The sequence below is a fragment of the Roseateles sp. GW821-FHT09G09 genome (assembly GCF_059415965.1).
The window spans coordinates 147453-173876 of the sequence record NZ_JBWKOG010000008.1; the positions used below are offsets into that span (position 1 = coordinate 147453).

Annotated in this window: 28 protein-coding genes; 14 read left to right on the plus strand and 14 right to left on the minus strand. The window is 71.1% G+C overall.

Annotation, left to right across the window (positions count from 1 at the left end):
• Window positions 1-44 precede the first annotated feature (44 nt).
• Window positions 45-596 (minus strand): dihydroneopterin triphosphate diphosphatase, encoded by a 552-nt coding sequence (gene nudB, locus AC07O8_RS21625; protein ID WP_495049991.1) that lies wholly within the window; start codon window positions 594-596, stop codon window positions 45-47.
• A 309-nt stretch (window positions 597-905) separates the two neighbouring features.
• On the opposite strand from nudB, the gene AC07O8_RS21630 reads away from it, so the two are divergent.
• The 3 genes from AC07O8_RS21630 to AC07O8_RS21640 are packed head-to-tail and all read left to right on the plus strand — an operon-like array spanning window position 906 to window position 2602.
• A complete protein-coding gene (locus AC07O8_RS21630) occupies window positions 906-1319 on the plus strand; it encodes a hypothetical protein (RefSeq protein WP_495049992.1) in 414 nt (137 codons plus the stop codon).
• A gap of 2 nt (window positions 1320-1321) precedes the next feature.
• On the plus strand, window positions 1322-1876 hold the full coding sequence (locus tag AC07O8_RS21635) for a cell division protein FtsI (RefSeq protein WP_495049993.1): 555 nt from the start codon (window positions 1322-1324) through the stop codon (window positions 1874-1876).
• 18 nt (window positions 1877-1894) lie between these two features.
• Window positions 1895-2602, plus strand: coding sequence for a flagellar basal body L-ring protein FlgH (locus AC07O8_RS21640; protein ID WP_495049994.1), 708 nt, complete (start codon window positions 1895-1897; stop codon window positions 2600-2602).
• A gap of 33 nt (window positions 2603-2635) precedes the next feature.
• Here AC07O8_RS21640 and AC07O8_RS21645 read toward each other — a convergent pair whose 3' ends face one another.
• From AC07O8_RS21645 to AC07O8_RS21665, 5 genes are all read right to left on the minus strand, one after another.
• Complete coding sequence (locus AC07O8_RS21645; RefSeq protein WP_495049995.1) at window positions 2636-4228, minus strand: hypothetical protein; 1593 nt, start codon at window positions 4226-4228, stop codon at window positions 2636-2638.
• Window positions 4229-4351: 123 nt separating this feature from the next.
• Window positions 4352-6145: an aspartate--tRNA ligase gene (gene aspS / locus AC07O8_RS21650; protein ID WP_495049996.1), complete on the minus strand. Its 1794-nt coding sequence runs from the start codon at window positions 6143-6145 to the stop codon at window positions 4352-4354.
• Window positions 6146-6294: 149 nt separating this feature from the next.
• A complete protein-coding gene (locus tag AC07O8_RS21655; RefSeq protein WP_495049997.1) occupies window positions 6295-6969 on the minus strand; it encodes a DUF502 domain-containing protein in 675 nt (224 codons plus the stop codon).
• A 21-nt stretch (window positions 6970-6990) separates the two neighbouring features.
• Window positions 6991-7353, minus strand: a complete 363-nt coding sequence (locus tag AC07O8_RS21660) for an FmdB family zinc ribbon protein (protein ID WP_495049998.1) — start codon at window positions 7351-7353, stop codon at window positions 6991-6993.
• 182 nt (window positions 7354-7535) lie between these two features.
• Entirely contained in the window at window positions 7536-8981 is a 1446-nt protein-coding gene (locus AC07O8_RS21665; RefSeq protein ID WP_495049999.1) for a high affinity choline transporter 1, read from the minus strand.
• A 183-nt stretch (window positions 8982-9164) separates the two neighbouring features.
• Here AC07O8_RS21665 and AC07O8_RS21670 point away from each other — a divergent pair, with 183 nt between their 5' ends.
• From AC07O8_RS21670 to AC07O8_RS21710, 9 genes are all read left to right on the plus strand, one after another.
• A complete protein-coding gene (locus AC07O8_RS21670; protein WP_495050000.1) occupies window positions 9165-9386 on the plus strand; it encodes a hypothetical protein in 222 nt (73 codons plus the stop codon).
• A 40-nt stretch (window positions 9387-9426) separates the two neighbouring features.
• Window positions 9427-9708, plus strand: a complete 282-nt coding sequence (locus AC07O8_RS21675; RefSeq protein ID WP_495050001.1) for a hypothetical protein — start codon at window positions 9427-9429, stop codon at window positions 9706-9708.
• Window positions 9709-9799: 91 nt separating this feature from the next.
• Window positions 9800-10363, plus strand: coding sequence for a hypothetical protein (locus AC07O8_RS21680; RefSeq protein ID WP_495050002.1), 564 nt, complete (start codon window positions 9800-9802; stop codon window positions 10361-10363).
• A 13-nt stretch (window positions 10364-10376) separates the two neighbouring features.
• Window positions 10377-10751: a hypothetical protein gene (locus AC07O8_RS21685; RefSeq protein WP_495050003.1), complete on the plus strand. Its 375-nt coding sequence runs from the start codon at window positions 10377-10379 to the stop codon at window positions 10749-10751.
• On the plus strand, window positions 10751-11590 hold the full coding sequence (gene sctJ, locus AC07O8_RS21690; RefSeq protein ID WP_495050004.1) for a type III secretion system inner membrane ring lipoprotein SctJ: 840 nt from the start codon (window positions 10751-10753) through the stop codon (window positions 11588-11590). Before AC07O8_RS21685 ends, sctJ begins: the two co-directional genes overlap by 1 nt.
• A gap of 14 nt (window positions 11591-11604) precedes the next feature.
• Window positions 11605-12351, plus strand: coding sequence for a hypothetical protein (locus tag AC07O8_RS21695; protein ID WP_495050005.1), 747 nt, complete (start codon window positions 11605-11607; stop codon window positions 12349-12351).
• On the plus strand, window positions 12348-13130 hold the full coding sequence (locus AC07O8_RS21700) for a GNAT family N-acetyltransferase (protein ID WP_495050006.1): 783 nt from the start codon (window positions 12348-12350) through the stop codon (window positions 13128-13130). The genes AC07O8_RS21695 and AC07O8_RS21700 overlap by 4 nt, the downstream gene beginning before the upstream one ends.
• Before the next feature lie 37 nt (window positions 13131-13167).
• Window positions 13168-13974 (plus strand): EscT/YscT/HrcT family type III secretion system export apparatus protein, encoded by an 807-nt coding sequence (locus tag AC07O8_RS21705; protein ID WP_495050007.1) that lies wholly within the window; start codon window positions 13168-13170, stop codon window positions 13972-13974.
• 18 nt (window positions 13975-13992) lie between these two features.
• Entirely contained in the window at window positions 13993-15135 is a 1143-nt protein-coding gene (locus tag AC07O8_RS21710) for an EscU/YscU/HrcU family type III secretion system export apparatus switch protein (RefSeq protein ID WP_495050008.1), read from the plus strand.
• Between the two features lie 66 nt (window positions 15136-15201).
• Here the strand turns inward: AC07O8_RS21710 and AC07O8_RS21715 are convergent, their stop codons facing one another.
• From AC07O8_RS21715 to AC07O8_RS21750, 8 genes are read right to left on the minus strand one after another with little or no spacing between them, the layout of a single operon-like run.
• Entirely contained in the window at window positions 15202-15741 is a 540-nt protein-coding gene (locus AC07O8_RS21715; RefSeq protein ID WP_495050009.1) for a hypothetical protein, read from the minus strand.
• 7 nt (window positions 15742-15748) lie between these two features.
• On the minus strand, window positions 15749-17104 hold the full coding sequence (locus tag AC07O8_RS21720; RefSeq protein ID WP_495050010.1) for a FliI/YscN family ATPase: 1356 nt from the start codon (window positions 17102-17104) through the stop codon (window positions 15749-15751).
• Entirely contained in the window at window positions 17098-18195 is a 1098-nt protein-coding gene (locus AC07O8_RS21725) for a hypothetical protein (RefSeq protein ID WP_495050011.1), read from the minus strand. Before AC07O8_RS21725 ends, AC07O8_RS21720 begins: the two co-directional genes overlap by 7 nt.
• A 1-nt stretch (window position 18196) precedes the next feature.
• Complete coding sequence (locus AC07O8_RS21730) at window positions 18197-20350, minus strand: FHIPEP family type III secretion protein (protein ID WP_495050012.1); 2154 nt, start codon at window positions 20348-20350, stop codon at window positions 18197-18199.
• A gap of 59 nt (window positions 20351-20409) precedes the next feature.
• Window positions 20410-21636, minus strand: coding sequence for a hypothetical protein (locus tag AC07O8_RS21735; protein WP_495050013.1), 1227 nt, complete (start codon window positions 21634-21636; stop codon window positions 20410-20412).
• A 31-nt stretch (window positions 21637-21667) separates the two neighbouring features.
• A complete protein-coding gene (gene sctC / locus AC07O8_RS21740; RefSeq protein WP_495050014.1) occupies window positions 21668-23467 on the minus strand; it encodes a type III secretion system outer membrane ring subunit SctC in 1800 nt (599 codons plus the stop codon).
• Window positions 23464-23604 (minus strand): hypothetical protein, encoded by a 141-nt coding sequence (locus AC07O8_RS21745; protein WP_495050015.1) that lies wholly within the window; start codon window positions 23602-23604, stop codon window positions 23464-23466. The genes sctC and AC07O8_RS21745 overlap by 4 nt, the downstream gene beginning before the upstream one ends.
• Window positions 23582-24397 carry a FliH/SctL family protein gene (locus tag AC07O8_RS21750; RefSeq protein ID WP_495050016.1) on the minus strand — a complete coding sequence of 272 codons (816 nt, stop codon included), beginning with the start codon at window positions 24395-24397 and terminating at the stop codon, window positions 23582-23584. Before AC07O8_RS21750 ends, AC07O8_RS21745 begins: the two co-directional genes overlap by 23 nt.
• Before the next feature lie 248 nt (window positions 24398-24645).
• Between AC07O8_RS21750 and AC07O8_RS21755 the strand changes: the two genes are divergently transcribed.
• Together AC07O8_RS21755 and sctR are read left to right on the plus strand one after the other, a co-directional pair.
• The gene (locus AC07O8_RS21755) at window positions 24646-25731 is read left to right on the plus strand and encodes a FliM/FliN family flagellar motor switch protein (RefSeq protein WP_495050017.1); all 1086 of its coding nucleotides are present in this window, start codon (window positions 24646-24648) and stop codon (window positions 25729-25731) included.
• A complete protein-coding gene (sctR, locus tag AC07O8_RS21760; RefSeq protein WP_495050018.1) occupies window positions 25728-26417 on the plus strand; it encodes a type III secretion system export apparatus subunit SctR in 690 nt (229 codons plus the stop codon). The genes AC07O8_RS21755 and sctR overlap by 4 nt, the downstream gene beginning before the upstream one ends.
• The last annotated feature ends 7 nt before the right edge of the window (window positions 26418-26424 follow it).

Below are 26424 nucleotides of genomic sequence, written 5' to 3' on the forward strand. Positions count from 1 at the left end.
GGTCGCCGAGTTGGTCAGGGCCGCATGGCGCGGCGTTCGGCGGATCATGGTGCGGTCCTTTCATGGCGCGCCCGCTGCGCGGGCAGTTGCAGGATCGCTTCCGCGTTGGACGGCGAGAAGCACAGGTCCGCCGCCTCGCGCCACGGCAGCCAGCGGAACGCGAGGTGCTCGCGCGGCGCCAGCGTCACCGCGGTGCCCGCCGGCACCGTCAGGCCGAAGACGTGCTCGGTGTTGCGCGTCACGCCCGGCGCGTAGCGGTGGCGCCAGACCGGATAGATGTCGTAGACGTTGGCCAGCCCCCAGTCGTCCAGCGCGTCCGGGGCCAGGTCTTGCGCGCGGATGCCGGTTTCCTCGAACACCTCGCGCCGCGCGGTGTCGGCCAGGGGTTCGTCGGGCGTGTCCTTGGAGCCGGTCACGCACTGCCAGAAGCCGGGCCGGTCGGCGCGTTCCAGCATCAGCACCTCCAGCGCGTCGGTGTGGATCACCACCAGCACGGATTCGGGGATCTTGTAGGCGCGCGCAGCCAGTTCGGCGGAGGCCGTCTGGGCGGCGGCCGGGAGCGGGGTGGCGGCAGGGGCAAGAGGCACATCGCTCATGGCGGACAGCATATCCCAGGGTCATGGCACGGTCGGCGTGTGCCCGGTCCGGCACGCCGCCGACACGGGCGCCACAGGCGCGACAAACACTGGACACGAACGGGCGCATCGCGGCGCCCGACACGCTGTCCGCCTGCGCGGGCAACGCTTGTTCACAGTCGACGAACAACGCCGTCGGCAGATGTGCGGCAGGAAATATAGAAAGTTTGTAGAGCCGCCGCGCTCCACCGGTCATGAGGGCATCCGCCGTGCCGCCCCCCGGAAGAATGGGTTCCGTCGCCACCACCCACACGCACCCAAGGAGGGGTCATGACCACCGTCACCACCACGAACGGCACCGGCGCTCCGCTGGTCGCCTCCCGTCAACTCGTCAACCGCCCCAGCGGGAGCTTCGAGATCAACGCCCGGGAGTACGGCACCGTCGCCGCCGGCGCGATCGGCCTGGCGCAGGCCGCGTACCAGGGCGGCGAGAACGCCGTCAGCACCGTCGTGCACTGGAGCGAGGAAGGCCTCCAGGCGCTGGAAGACGGCGCCAAGGACCTGGGCCACGCGCTCTCGACCGGCCTGTCCGAGGTCAAGGAACTGGCCGGCGACGTGAAGGAGGCCGTCGCCAGCGGCACCAGCACGGTGATGAAGGAGGCGGGCGATCTCGGCAGCACCGTCGGCGGATACCTGGCCGCCGGCGCCGTCGCCGGCAAGGCCTTGATCGACGAGATCCTCTGACCATGCGCGCCGCCGCGATCGCCCTCGCGCTCGGTGCCAGCGCCGCACTGCCGCTGGCCGGCTGCTCGCTGCTCAGCCCGATGCCCAGCATCGAACTGGCCAAGGCCACGGCCGGCATGGCGACGGTGGCGATCGGCCAGGGGCCGGCCCGCGCGACGCAGACGGTGTTCCACGAGGCGGCGCTGCCGGAGCGCGTCTGCATCGAATACAACCGCGCGCTCGCGCTGCCCGAGTTCGTGCCGGCGCTGATCGCCGAACTGCGTGAGCACGAGGTCCAGGCCCGCGTCTTCGAAGCCGGCGTGCGTCCCGGCGACGAGGCCTGCCCGGCCTGGGTGCACTACCAGGGCCTGCAGCAGTGGGACAAGCCGCCGCTGTCGGACCAGATCAGGCCCTACCTCGCGCAGGCGACGTTGAGCCTGCACGACGCCGGCGGCCGCCTGATGGCCGCGAGCAGCTACCGCAGCGACGAAGCGACGCTGGGCCTGGGCAAGTGGGCCAGCACGCGCAACAAGCTCGCGCCGGTGGTGCGGGCGCTGCTGACGGGCTTTGAAGGTTGAAGGTTGAGGGGAGGAATCATGTTCAACGTTTCCACGGCCGCGCGACGCGGCGGATGGCTGCTGCGCCTCTCCGGCGCCGCGCTCCTGGGCGCCTGCGCCTCGCCCGACGCGCTGGTGCAAGGTCCGGTGCAGGTGATGCCCGCGCCCGACGGCGCCTATGTCGAGCGCGTCAACAACGGCGCCATCTACCAGCCCGGCATGGCCGCGGCCTCGCTCTTCACCACCGAGCGCCGCGCGCGCCAGGTCGGCGATTCGCTCAAGGTCGCCATCAGCGAGTCGCTCAGCGCCACGCAGAAGAGCAAGACCGACACCAGCCGCGACAACAAGCTCGCGGTCAAGGGACCGGGCGGCTCCAGCAACGTCGGCATCGTCGACCGGCTGCTCAAGGCCGATGTCACCGCGTCCGGCAGCGATGCCTACAAGGGCAGCGGCGACACCGAGGCCAGCGGCAGCCTCAGCGGGCAGATGGCCGTCTCGGTGATCAACGTGCTGCCCAACGGCCACCTCGTCGTGGCCGGCGAGCGCAGCATCGCGATGAACGGCGGCCTGCAGACGCTGCGCTTCTCGGGCGTGGTCAATCCGCAGGACATCCGCAGCGGCAACCAGGTCCAGTCGGTCGACGTCGTCAATGCGCGGATGGAGATCGCCGGCAAGGGCGAGGTCTCGGAAGCCGCCCGGCGCAGCTGGCTGCAGCGGGTGCTGACGTCCAGCCTCGCGATCTGGTGATCTGGTGATCTGGTGACCGGGTGATCGGGCAGCTCAGGCGAGCCGCGCCGCCAGCCGCCGCGCGAGTTCCAGCGCTTCGGACAGGTCGGCGCTGTGGACGCCCGCACCGGCGTCCTTGCCCGCACCGCCCGAGAGCCGCTCGAGCATCGTCACCAGCGCCTGCGCCTGCGCGCCCGGATCGATCGCGTCGGACGTCGCGGCGCCGGTCTCGGTGGCCGGCAACTGGGCGATCAGCCGTTGCAGCCAGCCGGCCAGCCGTTCGGCCCGGCTGCGGTCCGCGCGCGACCAGACGGCGCCTTCGGCCCGCTCCAGCACCAGTTCGCCGACGACCGCCCCGGAGGCGTTCCTCAAGGACAGGCGCTGCGCCGAGCGGCCTGCGCGCACCGCCGCGCCGATGAGCGCCGGCGCGCCGCCCGCGATCCAGCGCAGTTCCAGCGCCGTCAGCGCCAGGGCTTCCAGCAAGCGCAGCCGCGCCTGCTGCCACTGCGCTTCGACATCCGGGACGCTCGCCACCGCCACGCCGGAACGCCCCAGCGTCAGCAGCAGGCCTTCCGCGCCGTGCGGGTCCGTGTCGAAGCGCGCGAGCTGCTCCAGGCGCGCCGGCAGTTCGGTCTGCCCCAGCGTCGCTTCCAGCCGTTGCCGCTGTTGCTGGTGATACCAGCTCGGGCCGAGCTGCTCCTGCTCGGCCATCAGCTGCCCCAGCCGGCCGTGCGCCGCCGCCTGCAAGGAACGCGACTGGATGTCCTCGCCCAGCGCGAGCGCCTGCTGCGCGGGCGGCACGGCGTCCGCGCCGCCGCGCAGCTCGCTGATCAGCAGCAGCGTCTGCGCCTGCAGCCAGCGGTAGCGGCAGCGGCGCGAGAGGTCTTCCGCCTCCGCGGCCAGGGTCAGGGCGTGCTCCACCGCGCCGCTGTCACGGGCGCAGCGCGCGTGATGCCACATCGCCTCCGCCTCGTAGTCGCGGTGTCCGACGGCGCGCGCATCGGCGCGGGCCTCGTCCAGCCGCGGCAGCGCGGCCTGCGGCCCTTGCGTCGCGCGCAGGGACACGGCGCGGTTGAGCGCGATCTTGGACCGCATGTAGGGGTCGTCGCCCAGTTGCGGATAGTGCAGCTCGGCCTGGTCCAGCACGCGGCCGCCGCGCGCCCAGTCGCCGAGCGCGAAGCACAGGTGGGCCAGGCCGATCCGCGCCAGGCAGGCCCAGCGGGTCTCGTCGTCGGCGAGTTCCAGCGTCTGGCTCCAGGCGTTGCAGGCTTGGACGTAATCGCCGCGTTGGTAGTGCATGCGGCCCAGCGCCTCGCTGAGTTCCGCCGCCTCCTCCAGCAACCGATGCTGCAACGCGCGTGCGATGGCGCGTTCCAGCTCGGCCTGCAGTTCCGGTCCGCGGCCCCAGCGTTCCAGGATGAAGAAGGCGCCGAGCAAGGCCTGGAACGGCGGTTCGCCCTCGCGCGCGATCAGGCGCTGGAGGCGCGGCAAGGCCAGACCGGGGCGCCGCATCACCAGCCGTTCCCAGCGCGCCTGCGGCGTCAGGGGCAGACGCCCGCCGTCACCGGCGCCACGTCGTGCGGCCGCCTGTCGCGCGCGCCCCTCCCTGCCCTTGCCCCCGCGTTCGCCTCGCTCGCCCGTCGCCATGTCCGTCCCGTTCAGTGCGTCCCCGTCCGGGGGACGGCGGAAGCATAAACGCCCCGACGGCGTCAGCCTCGGGGCGTTGCATGTCGTGCGGCGGCGCTGTGGGCGCCGCCGCTGCCGGTCGGCTCAGGCCGTCGCGGCGCCCGGGTTGCGCAGACGGATGTGCAGCTCGCGCAGCTGCTTCTCGTCGACGAAGGACGGCGCGCCGGTCAGCAGGCACTGCGCCCGCTGCGTCTTCGGGAAGGCGATCACGTCGCGGATCGACTCGGCCTTGGTCATCAGCGTCACCAGGCGGTCCAGGCCGAAGGCCAGGCCGCCGTGCGGGGGCGCGCCGTACTGCAACGCATCCAGCAGGAAGCCGAACTTCACGCGCTGTTCCTCGGGGCTGATGTTCAGCGCCTCGAAGACCTTGGCCTGCACATCGGCCTTGTGGATACGCACCGAGCCGCCGCCCAGTTCCCAGCCGTTGAGCACCATGTCGTAGGCCTTGGCCACGCACTTGCCCGGGTCGGTGACCATCAGGTCCTCATGACCGTCCTTGGGCGCGGTGAACGGGTGGTGCACCGCGGCCCAGCGCTTGTTCTCCTCGTCCTCCTCGAACATCGGGAAGTCGACGACCCACAGCGGCGCCCACTTGTCCTCGAAGAGGCCGGTGGTCTTGCCGAACTCGCTGTGCCCGATCTTCAGGCGCAGCCCGCCGATCGCGTCGTTGACGACCTTGGCCTTGTCCGCGCCGAAGAAGATCAGGTCGCCGTCCTGCGCGCCGGTGCGCGACAGGATGTCCGCCACCGCCTTGTCGTGCAGGTTCTTGACGATCGGCGACTGCAGGCCCTCGCGGCCCTTGGCGGTCTCGTTGACCTTGATCCAGGCCAGGCCTTTGGCACCGTAGATCTTGACGAACTCGGTGTAGGCGTCGATCTCGCCGCGGCTCATCGTTGCGCCGCCGGGCACGCGCAGCGCGACCACGCGGCCGCCCGGCGTCGTCGCCGGGCCGGAGAAGACCTTGAAGTCCACGTCGCCCATCACGTCGGTCAGCTCGGTGAACTCGAGCTTGACGCGCAGGTCGGGCTTGTCGGAGCCGAAGCGATGCATGGCTTCGGCGTACTTCATCACCGGGTAGTCGCCCAGCTCGACGTCCAGCGCCTTGCGGAAGACGTGGCGGATCATGCCCTCGAACATCGCGCGGATCTCTTCCTCGCCCAGGAACGAGGTCTCGATGTCGATCTGCGTGAACTCGGGCTGGCGGTCGGCGCGCAGGTCCTCGTCGCGGAAGCACTTGGTGATCTGGTAGTAGCGGTCGAAGCCCGCCACCATCAGCAGCTGCTTGAACAGCTGCGGCGACTGCGGCAGCGCGAAGAACATGCCGTCGTGCACGCGCGACGGGACCAGGTAGTCGCGCGCGCCTTCCGGGGTGCTCTTGGTGAGCATCGGGGTCTCGATGTCGACGAAGCCGTGCTCGTCCAGGAACTTGCGCGCTTCCATCGCGACGCGGTAGCGCAGCATCAGGTTGTTCTGCATGTACGGGCGGCGCAGGTCCAGCACGCGGTGCGTCAGGCGCGTGGTCTCGGAGATGTTCTCGTCGTCCAGCGGGAAGGCCGGCGTGACCGACGGGTTCAGCACTTCCAGCTCATGGCACAGGACCTCGACCTTGCCGCTGGCGACGTTGGCGTTCTGCTTGTCGGCCGGGCGCGCGCGCACCTTGCCGACGACCTTGATGCAGAACTCGCTGCGCACGCTTTCGGCCACCTTGAACATCTCGGGGCGGTCGGGGTCGCACACGACCTGCACGAGGCCTTCGCGGTCGCGCAGTTCGATGAAGATGACGCCGCCGTGGTCGCGGCTGCGATGGGCCCAGCCCATCAGGGTCACGGTCTGGTCCAGCAGCTTCTCGCTGACTTGGCCGGCATAGCAGGTACGCATGGGGGTTCTCCGGAAATTCTTCAGTGTTCGGGGCGAGGCTGGCGGCGTGTCGTCGGCGCGGAGCGCGACGCGTGCGGCCAGCCGGTCAGGGCGCTGGCGGGGTCCGACGGACCCTCAGGACTGAGCGCTTGCCGGGGCGCTCAGCCCGGTCAATTTCGGGTGGCTTCGCCCGGCAGGACGATCGCGGGATCCCCTTGGGGAGCGACCACGCCCATCGAGATGATGTATTTGAGCGCCTCGTCGACGCTCATCGCCAAGGGCCGCAATTGCGCGCGGGGCATCATCAGGAAGAAGCCCGAGGTGGGATTGGGCGTCGTCGGCACGTACAGCGCCACGTGCTCGTCGGGCTCGGCGCCGCTGAGCGTGCCCAGCTGCTGGGCGACCTCGCCGCGCGGCGTGCCGGTGACGAAGGCGATGGTCCACGAGCCCTGGTGCGGGTACGGCACCAGCACCGCCTCGCGGAAGGCGTTGCCGCTGGACGAGAACAGCGTGTCCGAGACCTGCTTGACCGAGCTGTAGATGCTCTTGACGATGGGGATCTTGTAGAGCAGCTTGTCCCACTGGCGCAGCCACCACTGGCCGAAGATGTTCGCGACGAACATGCCGGTGAGCATCAGCAGCGCGACCATGACGAGCACGCCCAGGCCGGGGATGTCGTGCAGCCGCTTGAGCGATTCCTGGGCGGCCAGCGGCAGCACGGCGCCGACGGCCGACAGCAGCCAGACGAAGACGCCGTCGATCATGCCGAGCACCCAGAGGAGCACCCAGACGGTGATCGCGAGCGGGAGCCAGACCAGCAGGCCGGTGATGATGTACTTGCGCATGCCTGGGTCCGGGCCTCGGGATCAGTGGCAGGCGCAGGAGCCGCCGCAGGCCGTGCCCGAGGAGGAGGCCGACGAGCCGGAAGACGATTCGGAAGCGGCCGGCGAGGCGGACGACGTGGCGGGCGAGCCGCCCGAGCCCGACGGACCGTCGGCCCCGGCCGCCGGCGCGGCGGCGGCTGCGGTTGCGGCGGCCCCGGTCGAGCCCCCGCGGAAGTCCGTCGCATACCAGCCCGAGCCCTTCAGCTGGAAGCCGGCGGCGGTGACCTGCTTCGAGAAGCTTTCCGCGCCACAGGCGGGGCAGACGGTCAGCGGGGCGTCGGACAGCTTCTGCAGCACGTCTTTGGCGCGGCCGCAGGCGCCGCATCGGTAAGCGTAGATCGGCATGTTGAAGGGACTACCGGGTGAAAAACCCGAAATTATATAGAGAGCGCCGCTAATGCCGGGCGCACGCCGGGCACACGCCGGGCCCATGCCCGGCGAGTGACGGTCCCGTGCGAGTCCCGGGCAGCTCCCGGGCAGGTCCCTGGCAGGTCCTGGGCGGGTCCCGTGCCGGGCCCGCGTGACGCTCAGGCCCCCCCGGCCAGCCGGTGGTGCGACCCGTGCGAATCGGCGATCGCCTGCGGCCCCAGCGACCCGATCAGCATGCCGACGATGCCCGCCAGCAGGCCCGCCAGCTGGGCCGGGAACTGCTCGCCGGCCGGCGTCACGAGGAACAGCAGCCAGGTGACCACGCCCAGCACGATCGCGAAGATCGCGCCCTGGGTCGTCGCACGCCGCCAGTACAGGCCGAAGACCAGCGGGACGAAGGCGCCGACCAGCGTGACCTGATACGCGCCGGACACCATCTCGTAGATCGAGGTGCCCTGCAGCGCGATCGCGTAGCCGCAGACGCAGATCGAGAACAGCAGCACCGCGATGCGCATGGTGCGCAGCTCCTGCTTGTCCGAGACGCGCGGGAAGAACTGGCGCCAGATGTTCTCGACGAAGGTCACCGACGGCGCCAGCAGCGTGGCCGAGGCGGTCGACTTCAGCGCCGACAGCAGCGCGCCGAAGAAGATCACCTGCATCACGAAGGGCATGCGGTCCATCACCAGACGCGGGATGACCTGCTGCGGATCCTCGGCGATCAGCTGCTTCGCGGCGTCCGGCATGATGATCAGCGCGCTGACCACGATGAACATCGGCACGAAGGCGAAGAGGATGTAGCAGATGCCGCCGATCACCGGACCGCGCGTCGCGGCCTGGATGTCCTTGGCGGACATCACGCGCTGGAACACGTCCTGCTGCGGGATCGAGCCCAGCATCATCGTCACCGCCGCGCCGAGGAAGAACACGATGTCGTGGAAGCTCGGATCGGGCAGGAAGCGGAACATGTCCTGGCTGCTGGCCAGCGTGATGACCTTGTCGGCGCCGCCGGCCATGTCGGCCGCGAACCAGGCGATGAGGGACAGGCCGACCACCAGGATGATCATCTGGATGAAATCGGTCACGGCCACCGACCACATGCCGCCGAACAGCGTGTAGGCCAGGATGGACGCGGTGCCGATCATCATGCCCACCGGGATGCTGATCGCGCCGCCCGACAGCAGCTTGAACACCAGCCCCAGCGCCGTGACCTGCGCCGCCACCCAGCCGAGGTAGGACAGGATGATGATGAAGCTGCAGACCACCTCGACCACGCGGCCGTAGCGCTCGCGGTAGTAGTCGCTGATCGTCAGCAGCGTCATCTTGTAGAGCTTGGCCGCGAAGAACAGGCCCACCAGGATCAGGCACGAGCCCGCGCCGAAAGGATCCTCCACGACGCCGTTCAGCCCCGTCTGCACGAACTTGGCCGGGATGCCCAGCACCGTCTCCGAGCCGAACCACGTCGCGAACGTCGTCGTGATGATCATCACCAAGGGCAGGTGTCGCCCGGCAATGGCGAAGTCCGCCGTGTTCTTCACCCGGCGCGCAGCCCACAGGCCGATCGCGATGGTGACTAGCAGGTAGAGGATGACCAGGGTCAGGAGCATGGCAGCGGGCCTTGGGGGTTGGGGGAGGCAAGGACGCAGGAGGTCCGCACACAAAAATGCGCGCGGATTATCTCCGGAACGTCAAAGCTTGCTGCCCCGGGTCCTCCCGGCCCGCGAACTCCGCTTTCCCTCCCCCCTACTGATCGTTCGGCGCCGTCGTGCGCTTCATGAAAGGAACTCTCAATGAGTGTCAATGTCAACGATTACCTGAACCAGGGGATGGCTGCCCAGCGCGAGCAGTCGGCTGGTGAAGACGCCGTGCAGAGCGCACAGAACTATCAGCGCAACCGACAACTGCTGGCGATGAAAGAAGACCAGCAATTCGACAGCCACGTGCGCAACTTCAACCTCGAAGTCAACAGCTCGATGCTGGGATCGATGGAAAAAGTCAACCTGGCGCGCTGAGCGCGCCGCTCCCCCTTGAACACATAGAAAGGAATTTCCCATGTCCGGAGAAGTCAATCAACTGAAACAGCAACTGGCCTATCAAACGGGCCTCAACGACGGCATTCGCCAAGGCGGCATGCAGGGCGCCATGCAGGGCGGCAACTTCTTCAACCGGGGCATGCAGTTCGCGTCCGGCATGTGCAACAGCTTCATGGGCTTCTGCGCCAACATGAATCGCTTCGGCGCCGGCTTCGGCGGCGGCTTCGGCGGTGGCTTCGGCTTCAGCGGCGGCTTCGGCGGGTTCGGCATGAACTTCGGCTTCGGTCCCCGCGTCTGGTAACGGGCCGGGTCGCTGACTCACGACAGGGCGGCGCCGCGCGGCGCCGCCCGCTTCCGCGGTGCACGCGCCGCCCCCTCACCTCCTCATCGCCATGATCGAACTCGACACCGCCACCGCACCGGCGCCCCTCCCGACTTTCGTCCTGGAAAAGCGCGCCTGCATCGCCGCCTTCATGGACAGCCATCCGGACATCTTCGCCCCGCCGACGATCGCCGGCACCTGGACCGCCTTCGCCGACCTGGGCACGCCGCCGGACGAGCACGAGGAACGCATCCTCGACCAGGCCACCGGCCGCATCGTCCAGGCCATCCGCTCCGCTCAGGACCGCACCCCCGCCGACTTCGACATGCAGTCGGCCTTCGACCTCGCCAAGGAGGAAGGCCTCGGCGAGATCGCGCCCGACCCCGTCGTGCTGGCCATGGCGTCGGCGCCCTCGGACGAAGGCCCCGACGAGGAGGCCGCCACGATGGCCCGCGCCATGTCGCTGTACAAGACCGCGGTCCAGATGGGCCTGGCCGAAGGCGGCGAACTGCACCAGACCATCGAATCGAGCTTCAGCGCCCTGCCGGCGGAGACGCCGTTCATGCGGGACCTGCTGGACACCGCCAGGCGCATCGTGCTGATCGACCTCGATCAGGCCATGCGCCAGGGCTGAACCGGAGGGCGACATGGCGATCACCCTTCCCCCCGGCCGCAGCGTCGACGCCGTCGGCGCCTCCTCCGGCGGCCAGGCCCCTGGCCGCTCCCCCGCCGGCACCCGCTTCGCCCAGGCCGTGGCGCAGGTCGCCCGCATCCAGCGTCCCCTGTCGCCCGCGCTCGCCCAGGCGGGCGATCCCCACGCCATGACCCGTCTGGTGGGCTCGGTGCAGGAGTCCAAGGCCCGGCTGGACAGCTTGCAGACGCGCATGCGACGCACCGGCGACGCGCGCATCGCCCCGCTGATCGCGCGGCAGATGCAGGAACTCGACTACCGGTCCAGCCTGGTCGCCAAGGCGCTGGGCAAGGTCGGGGCCACCATCAAAGAAGTCGCGACGGCCGCCTGATGCGCCGCGCCGGACGTCATCTCGTCGCGTCGATGTCGCTGGCAGCGCTGCTCGCGGGCTGCTCCGGCGCCATCGACCTCTATACCGGCCTGAACGAGAAGGACGCCAACGAGATCACCGCGGAACTCGACCGCCACGGCCTGGAGGCCGCCAAGGCGCCCGCCGGCAAGCAGCTCTTCGCCGTGCGCGTGCCGCCGGAACGCTTCGCGTCGGCGGTCGCCGTCCTGCAGGCGGCCGGACTGCCGCGCCATTCGTTCACACGCATGGGCGACGTCTTCAAGAAGGACGGCATGATCTCGACGCCGACCGAGGAGCGCGCCCGTTTCCTCTCGGCGCTGGCCCAGGAACTCGAGAGCACGCTGTCCCAGATCGACGGCGTCGTGCTGGCGCGGGTCCACCCGGTGCTGCCGGAGCGCGTCGTCCCGGGAGAACCGGTGCTGCCTTCGTCCTGCTCGATCCTGATCAAGCACGCGGCGGGCTGGAACACGGCCGCCTACGAGGCGCGCATCCGCAAGCTGGTCGTGTCCAGCATCCCCGGCCTGGCGGAAGCGCCGGAGAAGGTGGCGGTCGTGTTCGTGCCGGCGGAGGCGATCGCATTGCCGCCGGCTACCGCGGCGATGGCGAATCGCGGCAACGGTGACGGCAACCTCTCCGGCACCCTGGACGCCGTGACGGGCTGGATCACCGGCGGCCTGGCGGTGCTCCTGGGTGTCGGGCTGCCGGTAGGCTGGTGGCTCTGGCAGCGCCGGAGCAGTCCCGCCCCGGCGCCGATGACGGACGACGACGATCCGCTGGGACTCGCCGCGGCGGAGCCGCCCACCGGCGCCAGGACGCCATGACCGCCGGGGCCGCCATGACCGCCATGACCGCCGGTGCCGTCGGTGCCGCCGGTGCCGCGTCGTGCGAGGGGGAGGCGCCCGCGCTCCCCTGCGGATCGCCCGCCGCCTGGCTGGAGGTCTGGTACGAGCCGTGGTGCCGGATGCACCCGGGCTGGCTGGACGCCGCGACGGGCGGCGACGTCTGCCGCGCGACCGCGCACTGGCTGGCGCGATTCCGCACGCCCGGTCCGTCGCTGCGACTCGCCCACCGGTGGTTCTGCAGCCGCTTCGACATCGACGCCGATGCGCCCTTGCCGTTGGACCGCCTCACCGCCCTGCCCGCGCATCTGCCGCTGGAAGGCCGCGCGCTGGAGCAGGCCGCCTTGGCGCTGGGCCGCGTCGCCCACGCGAGCCATTGCCTGGCCGGCGCGCGTCGTGATCTGGCCGACCTGTTCGCCGCCGGGCGCGGCGACACGCCGCCATGGCGCGACGCCCTCCGGCAGGCCAAGGCGCGCCCCTTGCGACCGGAGGGCGCACCGCCCCCGACGGACGCCTCGGACCTCGCCCTGCGTCGCTGGGGGCTGCCGCTGATGGGCCGCCTGATCGAGGACGCCTTGCCCGGCGCCTGGTCGAGGTTGCGCCTGCGATGCGCGCCCGAACTCCTGCACGCGGCCGCCCTCGCGCCGCGCATTCCCGATTCCGCCGCCGCGCTGCGGCGGCAGGCGTGGCGCATCTGGCGCACCGGCGCCGCCGAGCCGCACTCCCTGGTCCTGTCCCCATGAACACTTCAGCCCCGACCCGACCCGCGCCCTCCCGCCCCCACTCGAGCACCCCCTCGAGCACCTCCGCGGGCACCCCCTCGAGCACCTCCTCAAGCACCCCCTCGGGCACCTCCTCGAGTACCTCCTCGGGCAGCCCCTCGCGCGACGCCTCGACGCTGCATTGGCGTCTGGCCAAGCCCGCCGACGCGGTCCATCTGGTCCGCATCTACAACGAGTCCGTCGCCGGCGGCGGTCATTCACCGACGCTGGCGAACGGCACCGAAGCCGCGATGCTGGCGCTGATCGTCGACAGCCGTCGCCAGGGATGGCCGGTCTGGGTGATGACGGCCCCGGAGGACGCGCGCGACGACGGCCCGCAGGCCGACGCGCACCGGATCCCGGCCGCCTGGGCGCACATGCGCACGATCGCGTGGGGACCGAGCGTGTGCCGCAGCGCCGGCGATCTCTGGCTCTACGTGGCCGAGGCCTGGCAGGGCAGCGGCATCGCGATGCGCATGATCCGCGGCGTCTTCCAGGAATGCCGCCGCTACGGCTTCGACACCGTCACCTGCTGGATCCTCGGCAGCAACCGCCGCAGCCTTTCCCTGGTCCGCGCGTGCCGGCTCGAACGCTGGGCGCTGATGCCGGGCGTCGTCGACTACGGCGGACTGCGCTTCGATCTCGAGGTGTGGGGCTGCCGCCTGGACGATCCCCGGTGGCTGGCCCACATGGACCGGCTGGGACGTCGACAGGCGGGCATCGGACGCCTGCGCGCGGCGCGGCGCGCCACGACCGCCTGAAACCGGCTGATCCCGACTGATCCCGACTGATCCCGCCATGACGTCCGGCTCGTCCCTGTCCCTGCTGCTGTTCACCCAGGTGATGGCGCTGTCCATGGCGCGCGCGGGCGGGATGATCGTCTTCCTGCCGTTCCTGGCGCGCCAGCAGACCACCGCGATGGTGCGCGGCGCGCTCTGCCTGGCGTTGTCGCTGCCCGCGGCCGCCCAGGTCTGGCCGGCCTTCGCCGCCGCCCCGCCGCCGCCCGAGGCGCTGCTGATCCTGACGCTCAAGGAAGGCCTGATCGGCAGCCTGCTCGGCATGCTGGCGGCGATCCCGTTCTGGGCCGTGCGCGGCATGGGCACCCTGATCGACAACCAGCGCGGCGCCAACGCCGCCCAGCAGGTCAATCCGGCGCTGCAGGCCGACGCCACGCTGCTGGGCGAACTGTCCGAACGCGCCCTCGTCGCGCTCCTGGTGGACCTGGGACTGCTGCAGGCGACCTTCACCGTCCTCTCCGCCAGCCACGCGCAGTGGCCGATGCTGGACCTGTTCCCGACCCTGGACGCGGCGCACCAGCGCGGGCTGCTCCAGGCCCTGGCCGGCACGCTGACCCAGGCGCTGCTGCTGGCCGGGCCGGCGCTGCTGCTCCTGCTGATGGTCGAGCTGGCGCTGGCCATCGCCAGCACGGCGGTGCAGGGCATGGACGTCTATGCGTCGGCGATGGCGGTGAAGTCGGTGTCGGCCGTGTTCATCGTGGTGCTGATCGCGGCGCCCCTGTTCGACAAGGTCCTGGACGATGCGCTGCGCTGGTGGCAGGAGGGCATCCTGGACGCCCTCGGCCTCGCGCTGCCGCCGCCGCGCTGACCGGTGCCCGGGTGAGCGATGGCCGAGAAGAACCTTCCCCCGACCGAGTCCAAGAAGCGCCAGGCGCGCGAGGACGGGCAGCTGGGCGTCAGCCAGGACTCGATCAAGATCCTGCGCCTGCTGCTGATGGCGGAGGTGGCGTTCGCCACCGAGCCGCTCTGGCGCGGCATGGTCGACGTCCTGCTCGAGGCGGCCCTGCGCCAGACGGCGAGTCCGACCACGGCGGGCCTTGCGATGAGCTGGGCCTCCTGCCTCCCGGTCCTGGTCGTCCTGCTGGTGCTGGCCCTGCTGCCGGCGCTGACGGCCGTCCTGGGCACCCTGGCGCAGACGCGCTTCAACATCGCCGGCAAGGCGCTCGGCAAGGGCTTCGAGAAGCTCGATCCCAGCACCAACCTGAAGAACCTGGTGTCGGGACAGAAGCTCATGATGGCGGTGCTCGGTCCGGTGCGCAGCCTGTCCCTGCTGACCGTCGCCTGGCTGAAGATCGAGGACAGCCTGCCCGACATCGCCCTGGCCTTCCGCGTCGACACAGCCCAGGGCTGGTCGCTGTCGCTGGCCCTGCTGAAGGGTCTGGAACGCCAGTGCATCATCGTGCTGCTCCTGCTGATCGTCACCGACATCCTGCTGCAGCGCTATCTGGTGTTCCGCCAGCTGCGCATGGACATCAGCGAGGTGCGTCGCGACTTCAAGCAGAACGAAGGCGATCCGATGCTCAAGGGCATCCGCAAGCAGATCGCCAAGGAGATCGTCATGTCCGACGACATCGGCGCGAAGCAGCGGCCCAGCGCGGTGGTCGTCAATCCGGAGCACGTGGCGGTCTCGCTGTACTACGACCCCGAGCTCACCGAGATGCCGCTGATCCTGGACAAGCGCAGCGACGAGGAGGCGCTCGCGCTGCGACGCGCCGCGCGCGAGAACGGGGTGCCGGTCGTGCGTTACGTGGGTCTGGCGCGCCTGCTGCTCGCGTCGGGCGAGGTCGGCCAGCCGGTGCCGGAACATGCGTTCCGCGCGGTGGCGCTCCTGCTGCGCGTGATCGAGGCGTACGAGGAGCAGGCCCCCGAGCTGTTGCGCCCCACCCTGCGCCCCGGCGAAGACGAGCTGCACCTGGATCTGGCGAGCGTGGACGACGAGATCGGGCAGGAGATGCTGGATCTCGCGTGAGCAGCACGGCGGCACGGCGGCACGGCGGCACGGCGGCACGGCGGCGCGGGAGGCGCGCCGCCGGGCTCAGGCCTCGTCGCGCAATTGCTCCTCGACGAGGGCGTACTTCTCGCGGCGGCGCGCCAGTGCGCGATGCAGGTCGGCGGCCTCCGCCAGGGCCAGTTCGGCGGCGTCGCACTCGCGCTGACGATCCACCACGGCCTGCCGGGCCGGCGGCACGCGATCCAGCTGCGCCTGGTCGGCCTGACGCCAGCGCTTGAGGACCGGCGAGCCCCCGGGCGCCGCCTGACAGTCGGCCCGCAACGCGGCGCGCCGCGCGGCCACGTCAGTGATGCAGTCGCTCAGCGCCTGCTCCGCGCTCACCAGCGCCTGCGCGGCCGCTTCGCTGGCGCGCTGGGCGCGCAACAGGGCCGCCTCCGCCAGGGTCGCGCGGCGGCTCGCCAGCGCGCCGATGCGGCGCACGCCGGGGAGCCGGGCGTCCGGCGGTGCCGGCGCGTCGACCTCGTGCGGCGCGCGCTTCGGCGCGGGGCGATCGGGAGCAGCAGCAGAAGCAGCAGCAGCGGAGGCGGCGGCGGCGGCGCCACGCTGCGTCACGGCGGCCTTCATCCTGCGCTCACACCGCACCGGCGGTCAGCGCGTTCAGCCGCGCCAGGCTGTCTTCCCACGGCACGGGCGTGCGCGTGTCCTGGCGCAGGAAGTCGATCACCTTGGGATAGTCCGCGACGATGCGGTCGGTCTCCGGGTCCAGGCCGGGCCGGTACTCGCCCAGGCGGACCATCAGCTCCATGTCGCGGTAGCCGGACAGCACCTGCCGGATCCGGTTGGCCGCGCGGCCCTGCTCCCGGGGCACGATGTTGGACATCACCCGGCTCAGGCTCGCCAGCACGTCGACCGCCGGATACTGCCCCTGCTCGGCCAGCTTGCGCGACAGCACGATGTGGCCGTCCAGCAGCGAGACCGCCTCTTCGCTGATCGGGTCCGAGCGCAGCTCCCCTTCCAGCAGCACCGTGTAGAGCGCCGTGATGGAGCCGCCGGCGGCATTGCCCGCGCGCTCGATGAGCCGCGGCAGCAAGGCGTAGACCGACGGCGGGAAGCCGGCGCGCGCGGGCGCCTCGCCGGCGGCCAGGCCGATCTCGCGCTGCGCGCGCGCCAGACGGGTCAGGGAGTCCACCATCAGCAGCACGTTCAGGCCCTGGTCGCGCAGGCCCTCGGCGATCGCGGTGGCGGTGAACGCGGCACGCACGCGTTCGATCGAGGTGCGGTCCGAGGTCGCGCAGACGATCACCGTGCGCGCCATCAGTGCGGGGTCGAACTCGTGTTCGGTGAACTCGCGGACCTCGCGGCCACGCTCGCCGATCAGGCCGACGACGATCGCGTCGGCCGGACTGCCCCGGCCCACGGCCGCCATCAGCGTCGTCTTGCCGCAACCGGGGCCGGCGAACAGGCCCACGCGTTGACCCTGCCCGACCGTCAGCAGCGCATCGAGGCTGCGCACGCCGGTCGGGAACCGGTCCTTGATGCGCCAGCGCTCCACCGGCGGGGGCGCGTCCGCGATCACCGGGCGCAGCACGAGCCCGGCGTCGCCCGCGCGCAGCGGCGGCCCGTCGTCGAGGGGCTCGCCGAAGCCGTCGAGGATGCGACCCAGCAGCGGCCGGCCCACGGCGACGTGATGCACGGTGCGCAGCGGCCGGATCACGCAGTCGCCGGAGATGCCCTCCAGCGCCGTCAGCGAGGACAGCAGCACATGGGCACCGGTGAAGCCGACGACCTCGCAGCGCCAGATCCGGTCGGGCGCCGTGGGGTGGTAGACCTCGCAGAGTTCGCCGATGCTCGCGCCCGGCACGGTGCCTTCGATCAGCATGCCCAGCACGCGATGCACCTGGCCCAGCGCGCGGGTCAAGGGGACGTCCGCCATCGCGGCGGCGACGGCGGCGGCTTCGCGGGCGGCGATGTCGCGCGGCGTCACCATCCGATCTGCACCTTGCGGGGACCGTCGAAGACCAGCGTGCCGGGCCGGATCTCGGCCAGCCGCCAGTCGCCGACGCGATCGCCGGGTTCGATCCGCCGGCCGTCGGTCAGCGTCACATGGCTGCTGGATCCGAGCATCACCTCCTGGATGTCGAACGGCAGGACCAGGCTGCCGTCGCCGGGGATGTTGACCTGCAGCCGACCGCGTCCGCCGCGCCGCTCGGCCGGGGCAGCGAGCATCGCCTCGATCGTCGTGGATGCGGATCCAGATGCGGATGCGGATGCAGGTGCGGACGCGGACGCGGATGCAGGTGCGGACGCGAACGCGGACGCAGATACTGACGGGGATGCGGTCGGGATCGCGGAGGCCGAGGCGGCGGCGCTTCCGGGCTCTGGCGCAGGGCGCGGGTCGTCGCCGGAGGACCGCTGTTTCCGGCGCGGATCCGCGGCGGGAAGCTGCTTCTTCCTCGTCTCGTCGTCCGGCTCGATCGCCGTCTCGCTGTCCTGGACCTGCCGCACCAGCGCGGCCACGCCGAGCATCGTCGACAACAGGCCGGCCGCGACGATCAGGCTGCCCAGGGTCCGCATCGGTCGCGGCCCCAGCGCGGCGTGCCGACGGCGCGTCCCGGCGGGCCGGACGTCCGCCACCAGGGCGGGCGTCGCCTCAGGCGACGGACCGGGGATCTGCAGCGCGTGCGCCTGCGGCGTCGTCTCCGGAGACTCGATCACCAGCGCTTCGATCAGCGGCGGCGTCCACGTCTCCCAGGGCTCGCTCGAGCCCCGCACCACCAACCAGATGTCGCCTGTCCTGAAGGCCTCGCCGGGCGCCAGCGACACCGTCTGACCGCCCGCCAGCGTCACGCCGGTGGACAGCACGACGCCGTCTTCCACGGCTTCCAGCAGGAGACCGCCGTCCGGCGTCGCGCGCACGAACAGCCGCGCCGGCGCGGGGCCGTCGCCCATCAGCAGCAGGTCGGCGTCGTTGCCGGCCCCCACCGTCAAGACCTCCTCGAGCGGCAGCGCCGCGCCGGCCTGCAGGCCGCTCACGACACGCAGTTCCATCACGTCCGCCTCCCAGGCCGGCGTCGTCATCTCAGTACATCTCCGGCAAGGCGCGTCCCTCCAAGGGGACGCTGATCACGGCGCGCACGTTGACGCGGAAATCCGGCGGCAGCTCGGACATGCCGATCACGCCCAGCGACGGGATCCGATCGGCCAGCAGCTTGCGGATGTGCGGTCTCACGTCCTGCGCGCAGACCATGACCGGCCGCCCGCCGCCGCACGTGGCCAGGTAGGCCGCGGCGGTCTCGTCGAGGATCGCGTCGGTCAGGTCCGCCTCCAGCGCCAGGAAGTCGCCGTAGGCGGTCTGCCGGATGGCGGCCCGGACCTGGGCCTCGAGCTCGCTGTCGAACATCAGCGCCCGCAGCTCCTTGCGCTCGGCGTGGGCGTCGCAGATCTCGCGTTGCAGCGCGGCGCGCACGCACTCGGTCAGCACCGACGGGTCGCGCTCGCGCGGCCCCCACTCGATCAAGGCGTTCAAGATGATCGGCACGTTGCGGATGCTGACGTTCTCCATCAGCAGGCGACGCAGCACCTCGGCCATCCGGCTCAGCGGCACGGCGCGTTCCAGTTCCTTGGCGACCTCCGGCGTCTTGCGGCCACACCAGGCGGCGATCTTCTGCGTCTCTTCCATGCCGAAGTACATCGGCCCGACGCGCAGCAAGGTCTCCTCGCAGAGCTCTTCCAGACGGTCCCAGCAGTCCCGCAGGTCGGTCGGCGGGGGATCGAGCGCCAGGGCCTGCGCCTCGCCCAGCCACACGCGCGGCGCGCAGGCCACGCCGCCGCGCGACTCCACCTGCTCGGGCGGCAGGCCGAGCTCGGCCGGATCGCCGACCGTCCAGGTGCAGGTCCGCAGGTCCTCCCGCAACCACATGGAGAACACCGGCACTTCGCCATGGCAGAACTCGATGTCCGCGTGCTCGAGTTCGGCCCCGATGTCGAACTCGATCTGCGGCGTCACCAGCGCCAGACGTCGCACCAGGCGATTGCGGACGTGACGACACAGGTTGAGCGCGCGCTGCGCGCGCTCGGGATCGATGTGCCGGCTGACCCGCAGCGCGAAGGGTCGAACCAGATCGAAATCGCGCAAGGCTTCCACGACGGCCTCGCGCTGCTGCGTTGCTTCGCGATCCGCCTTGAGCTTGCGATGCATCATCGTCAGCCCCACCGTGGCGGCGCCCGTCGCCAGGCCGGCGAAGATCAGCAGCGGCATGCCCGGCAGCAGGCCGAAGGCCAGCATGGCGCCGCTGGCCGTCACCCAGGCCTTGGGCTGATGCAGCATCTGCGCGGTCAGTTCATTGCCGATGGCGCGCCCGCCCGTGGGCTTGGACACCCGCGTGACCAGCAGGCCCGCGGTCATGGACATCAGCAGCGCCGGGATCTGCGCCACGAGGCCGTCGCCGATGGTGAGGATGGCGTAGACGTGCAAGGCTTCGGCGGCCGGCAGGCCGCGCTGGAACACGCCCACCGACAGACCGCCGATCAGGTTCACCAGCACGATGACGATGCCGACGATCGCGTCGCCCTTGGCGAACTTCATGGTGCCGTCCATCGCGCCGAAGAACTGGCTCTCCTCGGTCAGCGCGTCGCGCTGTTCCTTGGCTTCGTCCTGGGTGATGCCGCCCGCCTTGCGCTCCATGTCGATGGCCATCTGACGGCCGGGCATCGCATCGAGCGAAAAGCGCGCGCTGACCTCGGCGACCCGCTCGGAGCCCTTGGTGATCACGATGAACTGCACGACGGTCAGCACCAGGAACACGACGAGACCGACCACCAGGTTGCCGCCGACCACGATCTCGCCGAAGGCCTCGATGATGTGCCCGGCCTCGGCGTTGAGCAGGATCTGCCGCGTGCTGGCCACGCTGAGCGCGACACGGAACAGCGTGGTGACCAGGAACAGCGAGGGGAACGCCGACAGGCCGGTGGTCTGTTTCACCTGCATCACCAGCACGATCAGGAAGGCCGACACGCAGAGGTTGATCGCGATCAGCAGGTCCAGCAGCCAAGTGGGCACCGGCAGCAGCATCGCGAAGACCACCGCCACGACCAGCGCGGTGACGATGATCTCGGCACGCTCGCCACGCGGCGCGATCTGAAGCGCCAGGGCCCGCGCCGGCGACAGGAAGGCCCGGTCGGCGGTGGGGGGCGCGGCGTGGCGGGGGGCGGTTCTGGAGGAGGGCGCGGACATGGTGACTGTTCAGTCGCCGCCCACCGCGCGGGGTTCGCCACCTGAATTTGCAGGCTTTGTTATCCCCCGACGCGACGGGCCAGGCGCTCCCCGGTCTGCATGCCGGCCGTGCGGTCCAGCAGGCCGTGGCGCGTCAGGTCGGCGGTGTTGGCGTTCCTCAGCTCGGTATTGACGAGCTGCTTGGTGTCGCCGTTGAGCCAGACCGCCTCGGGCAGGACCGCCAGCTCGCGCTGCAGCTGCCGGCGCGCGCTCGCCAGCACGCCGCCGCTGAGCTTCAGGACCGGACCCATCCGGCCGAGCGGGCCCTGCGGCGCGGTGGCGAACGAGAACTCCAGGATCCAACGCGCGGTCTTGCGCACCTCGTCCGGCTTGTCGAGGTGGGGGCAGGCGCCCGCCTTCATCACGCGGACACCCGACTCTCCGACCTGATGCGCCTGCCGGGCCATCCGCCCCAGGACGACATGGAGGAACACGACCTGCCCGCCGCCCAGTCGCGTGTCCATGCGACTGCGCAGCACGGACATCTCCGCGAGCCGGGCCAGTCCGGCGTCGTCCATTTCCATCATCTGCTTCAACGACGGCGGGGATTGCAGCAGGGCCCACATCGGCGACCCGGGCACGAGGGCCTCCGCGGCGGAGGTCGACTTCTGCGCGACGGCGGTGCGCATCAGTTGCCGGATCTCCCGTTCGGGATCGTCCGCCAGCAGGGCCAGGCGGGCTTCCAGCTGCGCTGCCTCCGCGCCGCTGGGCAGACGACGCAGCGCCAGTGCCAGCAAGGCCTGGCGCTCGGCGGCGCCGTAGGCGTCGCTGTCCAGCGTGTCGATCGCCACGGACGTGCTGCCTTGCATCCACAGCGACGCGAACTTTTCCGCGCGCTGCCGGATCGACGCGAAGGCCTGATCCCCGGCGAGCTGTCTCATCATCTGCTCGATGGTCTCGATGCGCCTCAGCGCGTCGACGCGCACGTCCTGGCCCTCGCGCGCGTCGCGCGCCTCGTCGTGCGTCTCCTGCTCGGCCCGCTCGCTCGCGCCGAAGGTGATCTCCTCCGCGCTGGCGCCGAGTCCGCCCGAATTCGACGCCGCAGTGGCCGCGGCCGCGGCGGCCAATGTCGACACCGCGGCCCGACGTTCGGAGAGCCGTTCCTGCTCGCGGAGGGTCGATTCCGACGGGCGCTCCGACACGGGCGGGCGGAATGCCGTCCGGCTGAGCGCCGTCGGATCCGGGAAACCGGCCTCCGGAGGAGCCTCAAAGGCGAGCGGGCCTGGACGAGCGGTGATCGGGTTCATGGCGGGACTCGGGCAATGGGAAGAGGAAGCGTCACGGCAGCGCGCGCGCGGTGAGGATGAAAAGGCGCTCGCGCTCGTTGTTCACGGCGCTGTCGCTGCGGAACAGCGCGCCGATCAGCGGGATGGACGCCAGGCCCGGCACGCGCGTGTTGGACACCTGGCGATCCTGTCGCCGATAACCGCCGACGACCAGCGATTCGCCAGGTTTCACGACGGCCTCGGTGCTGACCGCGCTGTTGCCGACGCTGGGGGTGCCCTGCTCGCTGCTGGCCCGGGTCAGCTGGCCGTCCTCGATGTCCAGGGTCACGCGGATCCCGCGCGCGTCCGCCCCGACGGCGTCGTCGCCGACGATGCTCGGCGTCACCTTGAGCAAGGTGCCCGCGGTGACCGTGCGCAGGTCGGTGCTGCGCTCGCCGACCAGCTTCACGTAGGCCGACTGGTTCATGTCCAGCAAGGCGCCCACGTTGTTCAGGGTCAGGACCGACGGGCGCGACAGCACCTGCGCCTGTCCGCGCGATTCCAGCGCGCGCACCCGCAACTCGAGGCGGTTGGACGCCCAGAGCACCATCGTCGAGCCCTTGACGCCGGTGTCCGCGGAACGGGCATCGACCTTCCCGTCGGCGCCCAGCGCCACTCTCGCGGCGCCTGATCCGGCCGCGAGGTCGACCGACCAGTCGCGCAAGGCATCCGCGCTGATGTCGAGGATGGTCACGTTGATCTCGATCAGGCGGCTGGGCAGGTCGAGCGCCTCGATGAGTTCGCGGTACTCGTCGCGACGCGACGGCAGGTCCCAGACCAGCACGGCGTTGAGCGGGGTGTAGGCGGCGATCGACGGGACCACCTCGGGATCCTCCGGATCGGCGCCGCGGGTGGCCGGCTTGCGAGTGCCGGCCGGATCCGCGAAGGCCGAGGACGCCGCGTCCGACGTGCCGGGGCGCCCGGAGGCGCCGGCGGTCGACGGCGTCGTCGGCAGGCGTGCGGCCGCCAGCCCGGGCAATGCCGCGCCTGGCGGTGCGTCCCCGCCGGCCAGCTCCCTCGCCAGCGCGGCCCAGGGGTCCTCGGCGGCGGTCGCCAGGGCGTTGGCGCCAGCGCCGCGCCCGTTCTTGAAAGAAGTCTGGACCTGGACGGTGCGGGCGTTCGGCAGGACCTGGTTCAGGGTGGTCACCAGGCCCGGCACGGCGACGCTGCGGTCGCGCGTGCGCATCTCGCGATCGGCCGCGGACGCATGCTTCAGGCGGAACACCATCAGCCGCGGGCGTTCCCGGCGCGGCCGTTCGGGCGGAACGGCCAGGACCCGCCGCACCTCGGCCACATAGGCGGGCGGACCGGAGACCAGGACGGTGGGCGGATCGGAATCGAATTCGCCCCAGCCGAAGCGGCTCTCGAGCAGTCCGATCCCGGCGAGGGCTTCCTTGGCGTCGGACGGACTCTGCGGGCCGAGGGAGATCCGCTCGCTGGTGGCGGAGGACCGCGCCGACAGGTGCAGCACGCCCTGGTAGACGAACCAGTCCAGCCCCGCGGCGTCGCCGAGCCGGTCGAGGAAGGCCGCGGGCGACGCCCCCTTGCCGCCCAGGCGCACCTTGCGCCTGCCCAGCGATGGATCGGCCAGCCTCACCTCCAGGCCCAGGGTGGTCGAGAAACGATCGAGGACTTGCGTCAGCGACAGCTCTTCATCGGCGCGATAGCTGTAGAGCGTGTCGCGCCAGGCGGCCGGAGCCACCGCGCCAGCCTCCGTGAGCGCAGGACCGAACGGACCGAGCAAGGCCGCCGCGCAGAGTGCGGCACGCCATCCGTTACGCGGCAGCATCGCCAGCGTCGCCAGCGCGCTCATCTCAGCACTTCGTTGAGGAGCTTGCGCTCGACATGCCGGTGCTCCTGGACCTCGACCTTCTGCACCGCGAGTTCCACCTGCATCTGGCGCTTGATCCCGATCGCGCGCTGGAGGTCATCGGGGCCGATGGCCGCCATGGCCTGGGACAGGCGCGTCGTGCTCGCCAACGAGGTCGTCAGTTGTCGGGAGGCGGAAGTGATCGAGGTCATGGGGGGTCTCCTGGAGAAACGGTGAAGGGAGGTCGTCAGCGGAAGGCGTGGCGGGCGTCGACGAGTCACGGGCGCCGGGCAGCGCCTTCAGCAACGCGTGGACGTTGTCGTCGTAGCGGGCATGAAGGCTGCCCGCGGGATGCGAGAGCACGCAATGGCCGCGGTCCAGCAGCGCATCGGGCGCGAGCGACCAGCCCGCATCGGCCGCGATGTCCTGGAGGAACACAAGGTCCTCGGGGTGCGCGCGCAGTTGCGGCTGGCCCTCTCCGCGCATCGCGCGCCATTCGTCGCGCAGCAGGCACGCACTGGATCGCGCCTGCTGGTCGGCGGGCAGCTCGAGCAGCAGGCGTCGCGCCGCGCGATGCGCGATCTCGACCAAAAAGATTTCGGCGGCGGCGCGCCATTGTTCACGCTCGTCGTTCAGTGCGATCGCGATCCGCGTCGCGTCGACCAGCGCCTGATCGCGCACGTCGATCGACTCGCGGGCGAGCTGGGCCAGGCATTGCTCGCGCGCCCGTTGCCGCCACCGGCGGGCGCGCTCGCGCGCGGCACGCAGGCGGCGCGCACAGGCCCGGCGGGAGGCCCGGACGACGTCGTCGGCCGACCGCACCACGTCCAGCGACTCGCGGCTCAGCACGAGCGCGTCCGCGCCCTCGCCTTCCTCGAGACGGAGGGCGACCGCGTTCAGCAGCAGACGTCGGGAGATCCAGGCGGGGTTCATTGCGCCGCTAGTGCGCGAACAGGCGGCCCGGGTTCCGCAGGCCGCGCGGCCTCGCGAGAACGGCATGCCGCCGACATCGCACTGACCGGCACCTCCGCTTTCTTCACCGCCGGCGCCACCGGCGGCCTGCTCCGATGCTTGCCGATCCGATCGCCAAAGCCCCCGTCCCGCCCGTCCCGCCCGCCCCACCAGTCTCCCCCCGGGCCTCAGCCGCGCCGCTGCGCCTGCCGACACGGCGAGCCGAAGACATGCACCTGCGTCAGCGGCTGCAGCGAGGCGTCGAGTGGCAGGTCGACGACACGAGTTCCCCGTGGGCCGCCTTCGAACTCACGCTCGGAACGCCGGACAAGGTCAAGGACAAGGACAAGGTCTGGGGCAGTGACCCGGCCACCGCACCGGCCACTGGCGGCCTCGCCCTCGGCGTGCCGCACGGCATCCTCTTCCTCGAGGACGACACGCTGATCGCGATCGCGACCGGCGCCCACCTGCCCCGGGACGCGGACGACCGGGTGGATGACGGCCTGCTGCGTCTGGCTTGCACGGCCTGGCCCCCGGCCCTCGCCCGCGCGCTCGGCGCTGCCCCGGTCCCGCTGCCGGCCGCACGCGACAGGCGCCCCATGGATCCAGTGGATCCAGTGGCTCCAGCGGCTCCGGGGGATCCAGAAAATCGCAATGCTGCCGTGGCGGCAGCGGGCCCGACCCACGCCGCGCTCTTGACGCTCGTCAGTCGCGACGGCGCCAGACAAGGCGTGACGATCCGCGCCTCGGCACGCACGCTCCTGGCGTGCGCGACGGCACCGGGCTGGCAGCCGCTTCGCGCGCCGGCGCCGCTCCCCGCGGCCATCGCCGCGATCGTCCTGCAGGCCGGCCTCTGGCTGGCGCGGGTCGCGTTGCCGGTGGCGCGGCTGCCGACCCTGCGGCCCGGGGATGCCGTGTGGCTCCCCGCCGAGGCGCGCGACCAAAACGGCCCGCTCTGCTTCATTTGTGCAAGCGGGCTAGTCCATTTAGGTCAGCTCGACCCCCTCACACGCGAGTTCCAGGGATGGGGCCCAACGGGGGGCTCGCCGTCCAATTCCCCTCATGCCTTTTCACCTTCAACGGAGCCCCGCAACGTGGATGCCCTGACCGTAGACCTGGACTTCATCGTGGGCCGCGTCGCCATGACCGTCGGCGAACTCAGCGCGCTCGCGGCGGGCCAGATCGTCCCCCTGCAAGCGCTGACGCCGGCGGCCGTGCGCATCGTCGCGCACGGCACCGAACTCGGCGCGGGGCAGCTGGTCGAGGTCGAGGGGCGCCTGGCCGTCGAGATCCTGCAGTGGGGGAGCCCGCGGTGAACGGGGGCGGCTTCGATCCGATCTCGCTGGCATTCCTGCTGGTGGGCCTGACGCTGCTGCCGCTGCTGCTGGTCTGCACGACGAGTTATCTGAAGATCTCCGTCGTCCTGATGATCGTGCGCAACGCGCTGGGCGTGCAACAGGTCCCGCCGACGATGGCCCTCAACGGCATGGCGCTCGCCGCCACGCTGTTCGTGATGGCCCCCGTGCTCAACGAGGTCGTGTCGCGGCTGCCCGTCGACGTCGCCCCCTGGTCCGATGCGGGCGGCTCCGCGCAGACGTACCGACGCCCGACGTCCGCGCGTCTGGGCATGAGCGATCTGGCCCATGCATTCGAGCCGATGCGCGGTTTCATGCTGGCCAACACGCTGCCCGAGAAGCGGCAGAAATTCGTCGACCTGGCCCGCCAGCAATGGGGGGACCGGATGACCGCGCCGCAGGACAGCGACTACGTCGTGCTGATCCCCTGCTTCGTCGTCAGCGAGCTCGAACTGGCGCTGAAGGCCGGCTTCGTGCTCTACGTGCCCTTCGTCGTCATCGACCTGCTGCTGTCCAACCTGCTGCTCGCGCTGGGCATGCAGATGGTGTCGCCGATGGTGGTGTCGCTGCCGCTGAAGATCCTGCTGTTCGTGCTGCTCGACGGCTGGACGCGGCTCTTCGACGGCCTGGTCCGTTCCTACGCCTGAGGCCCGC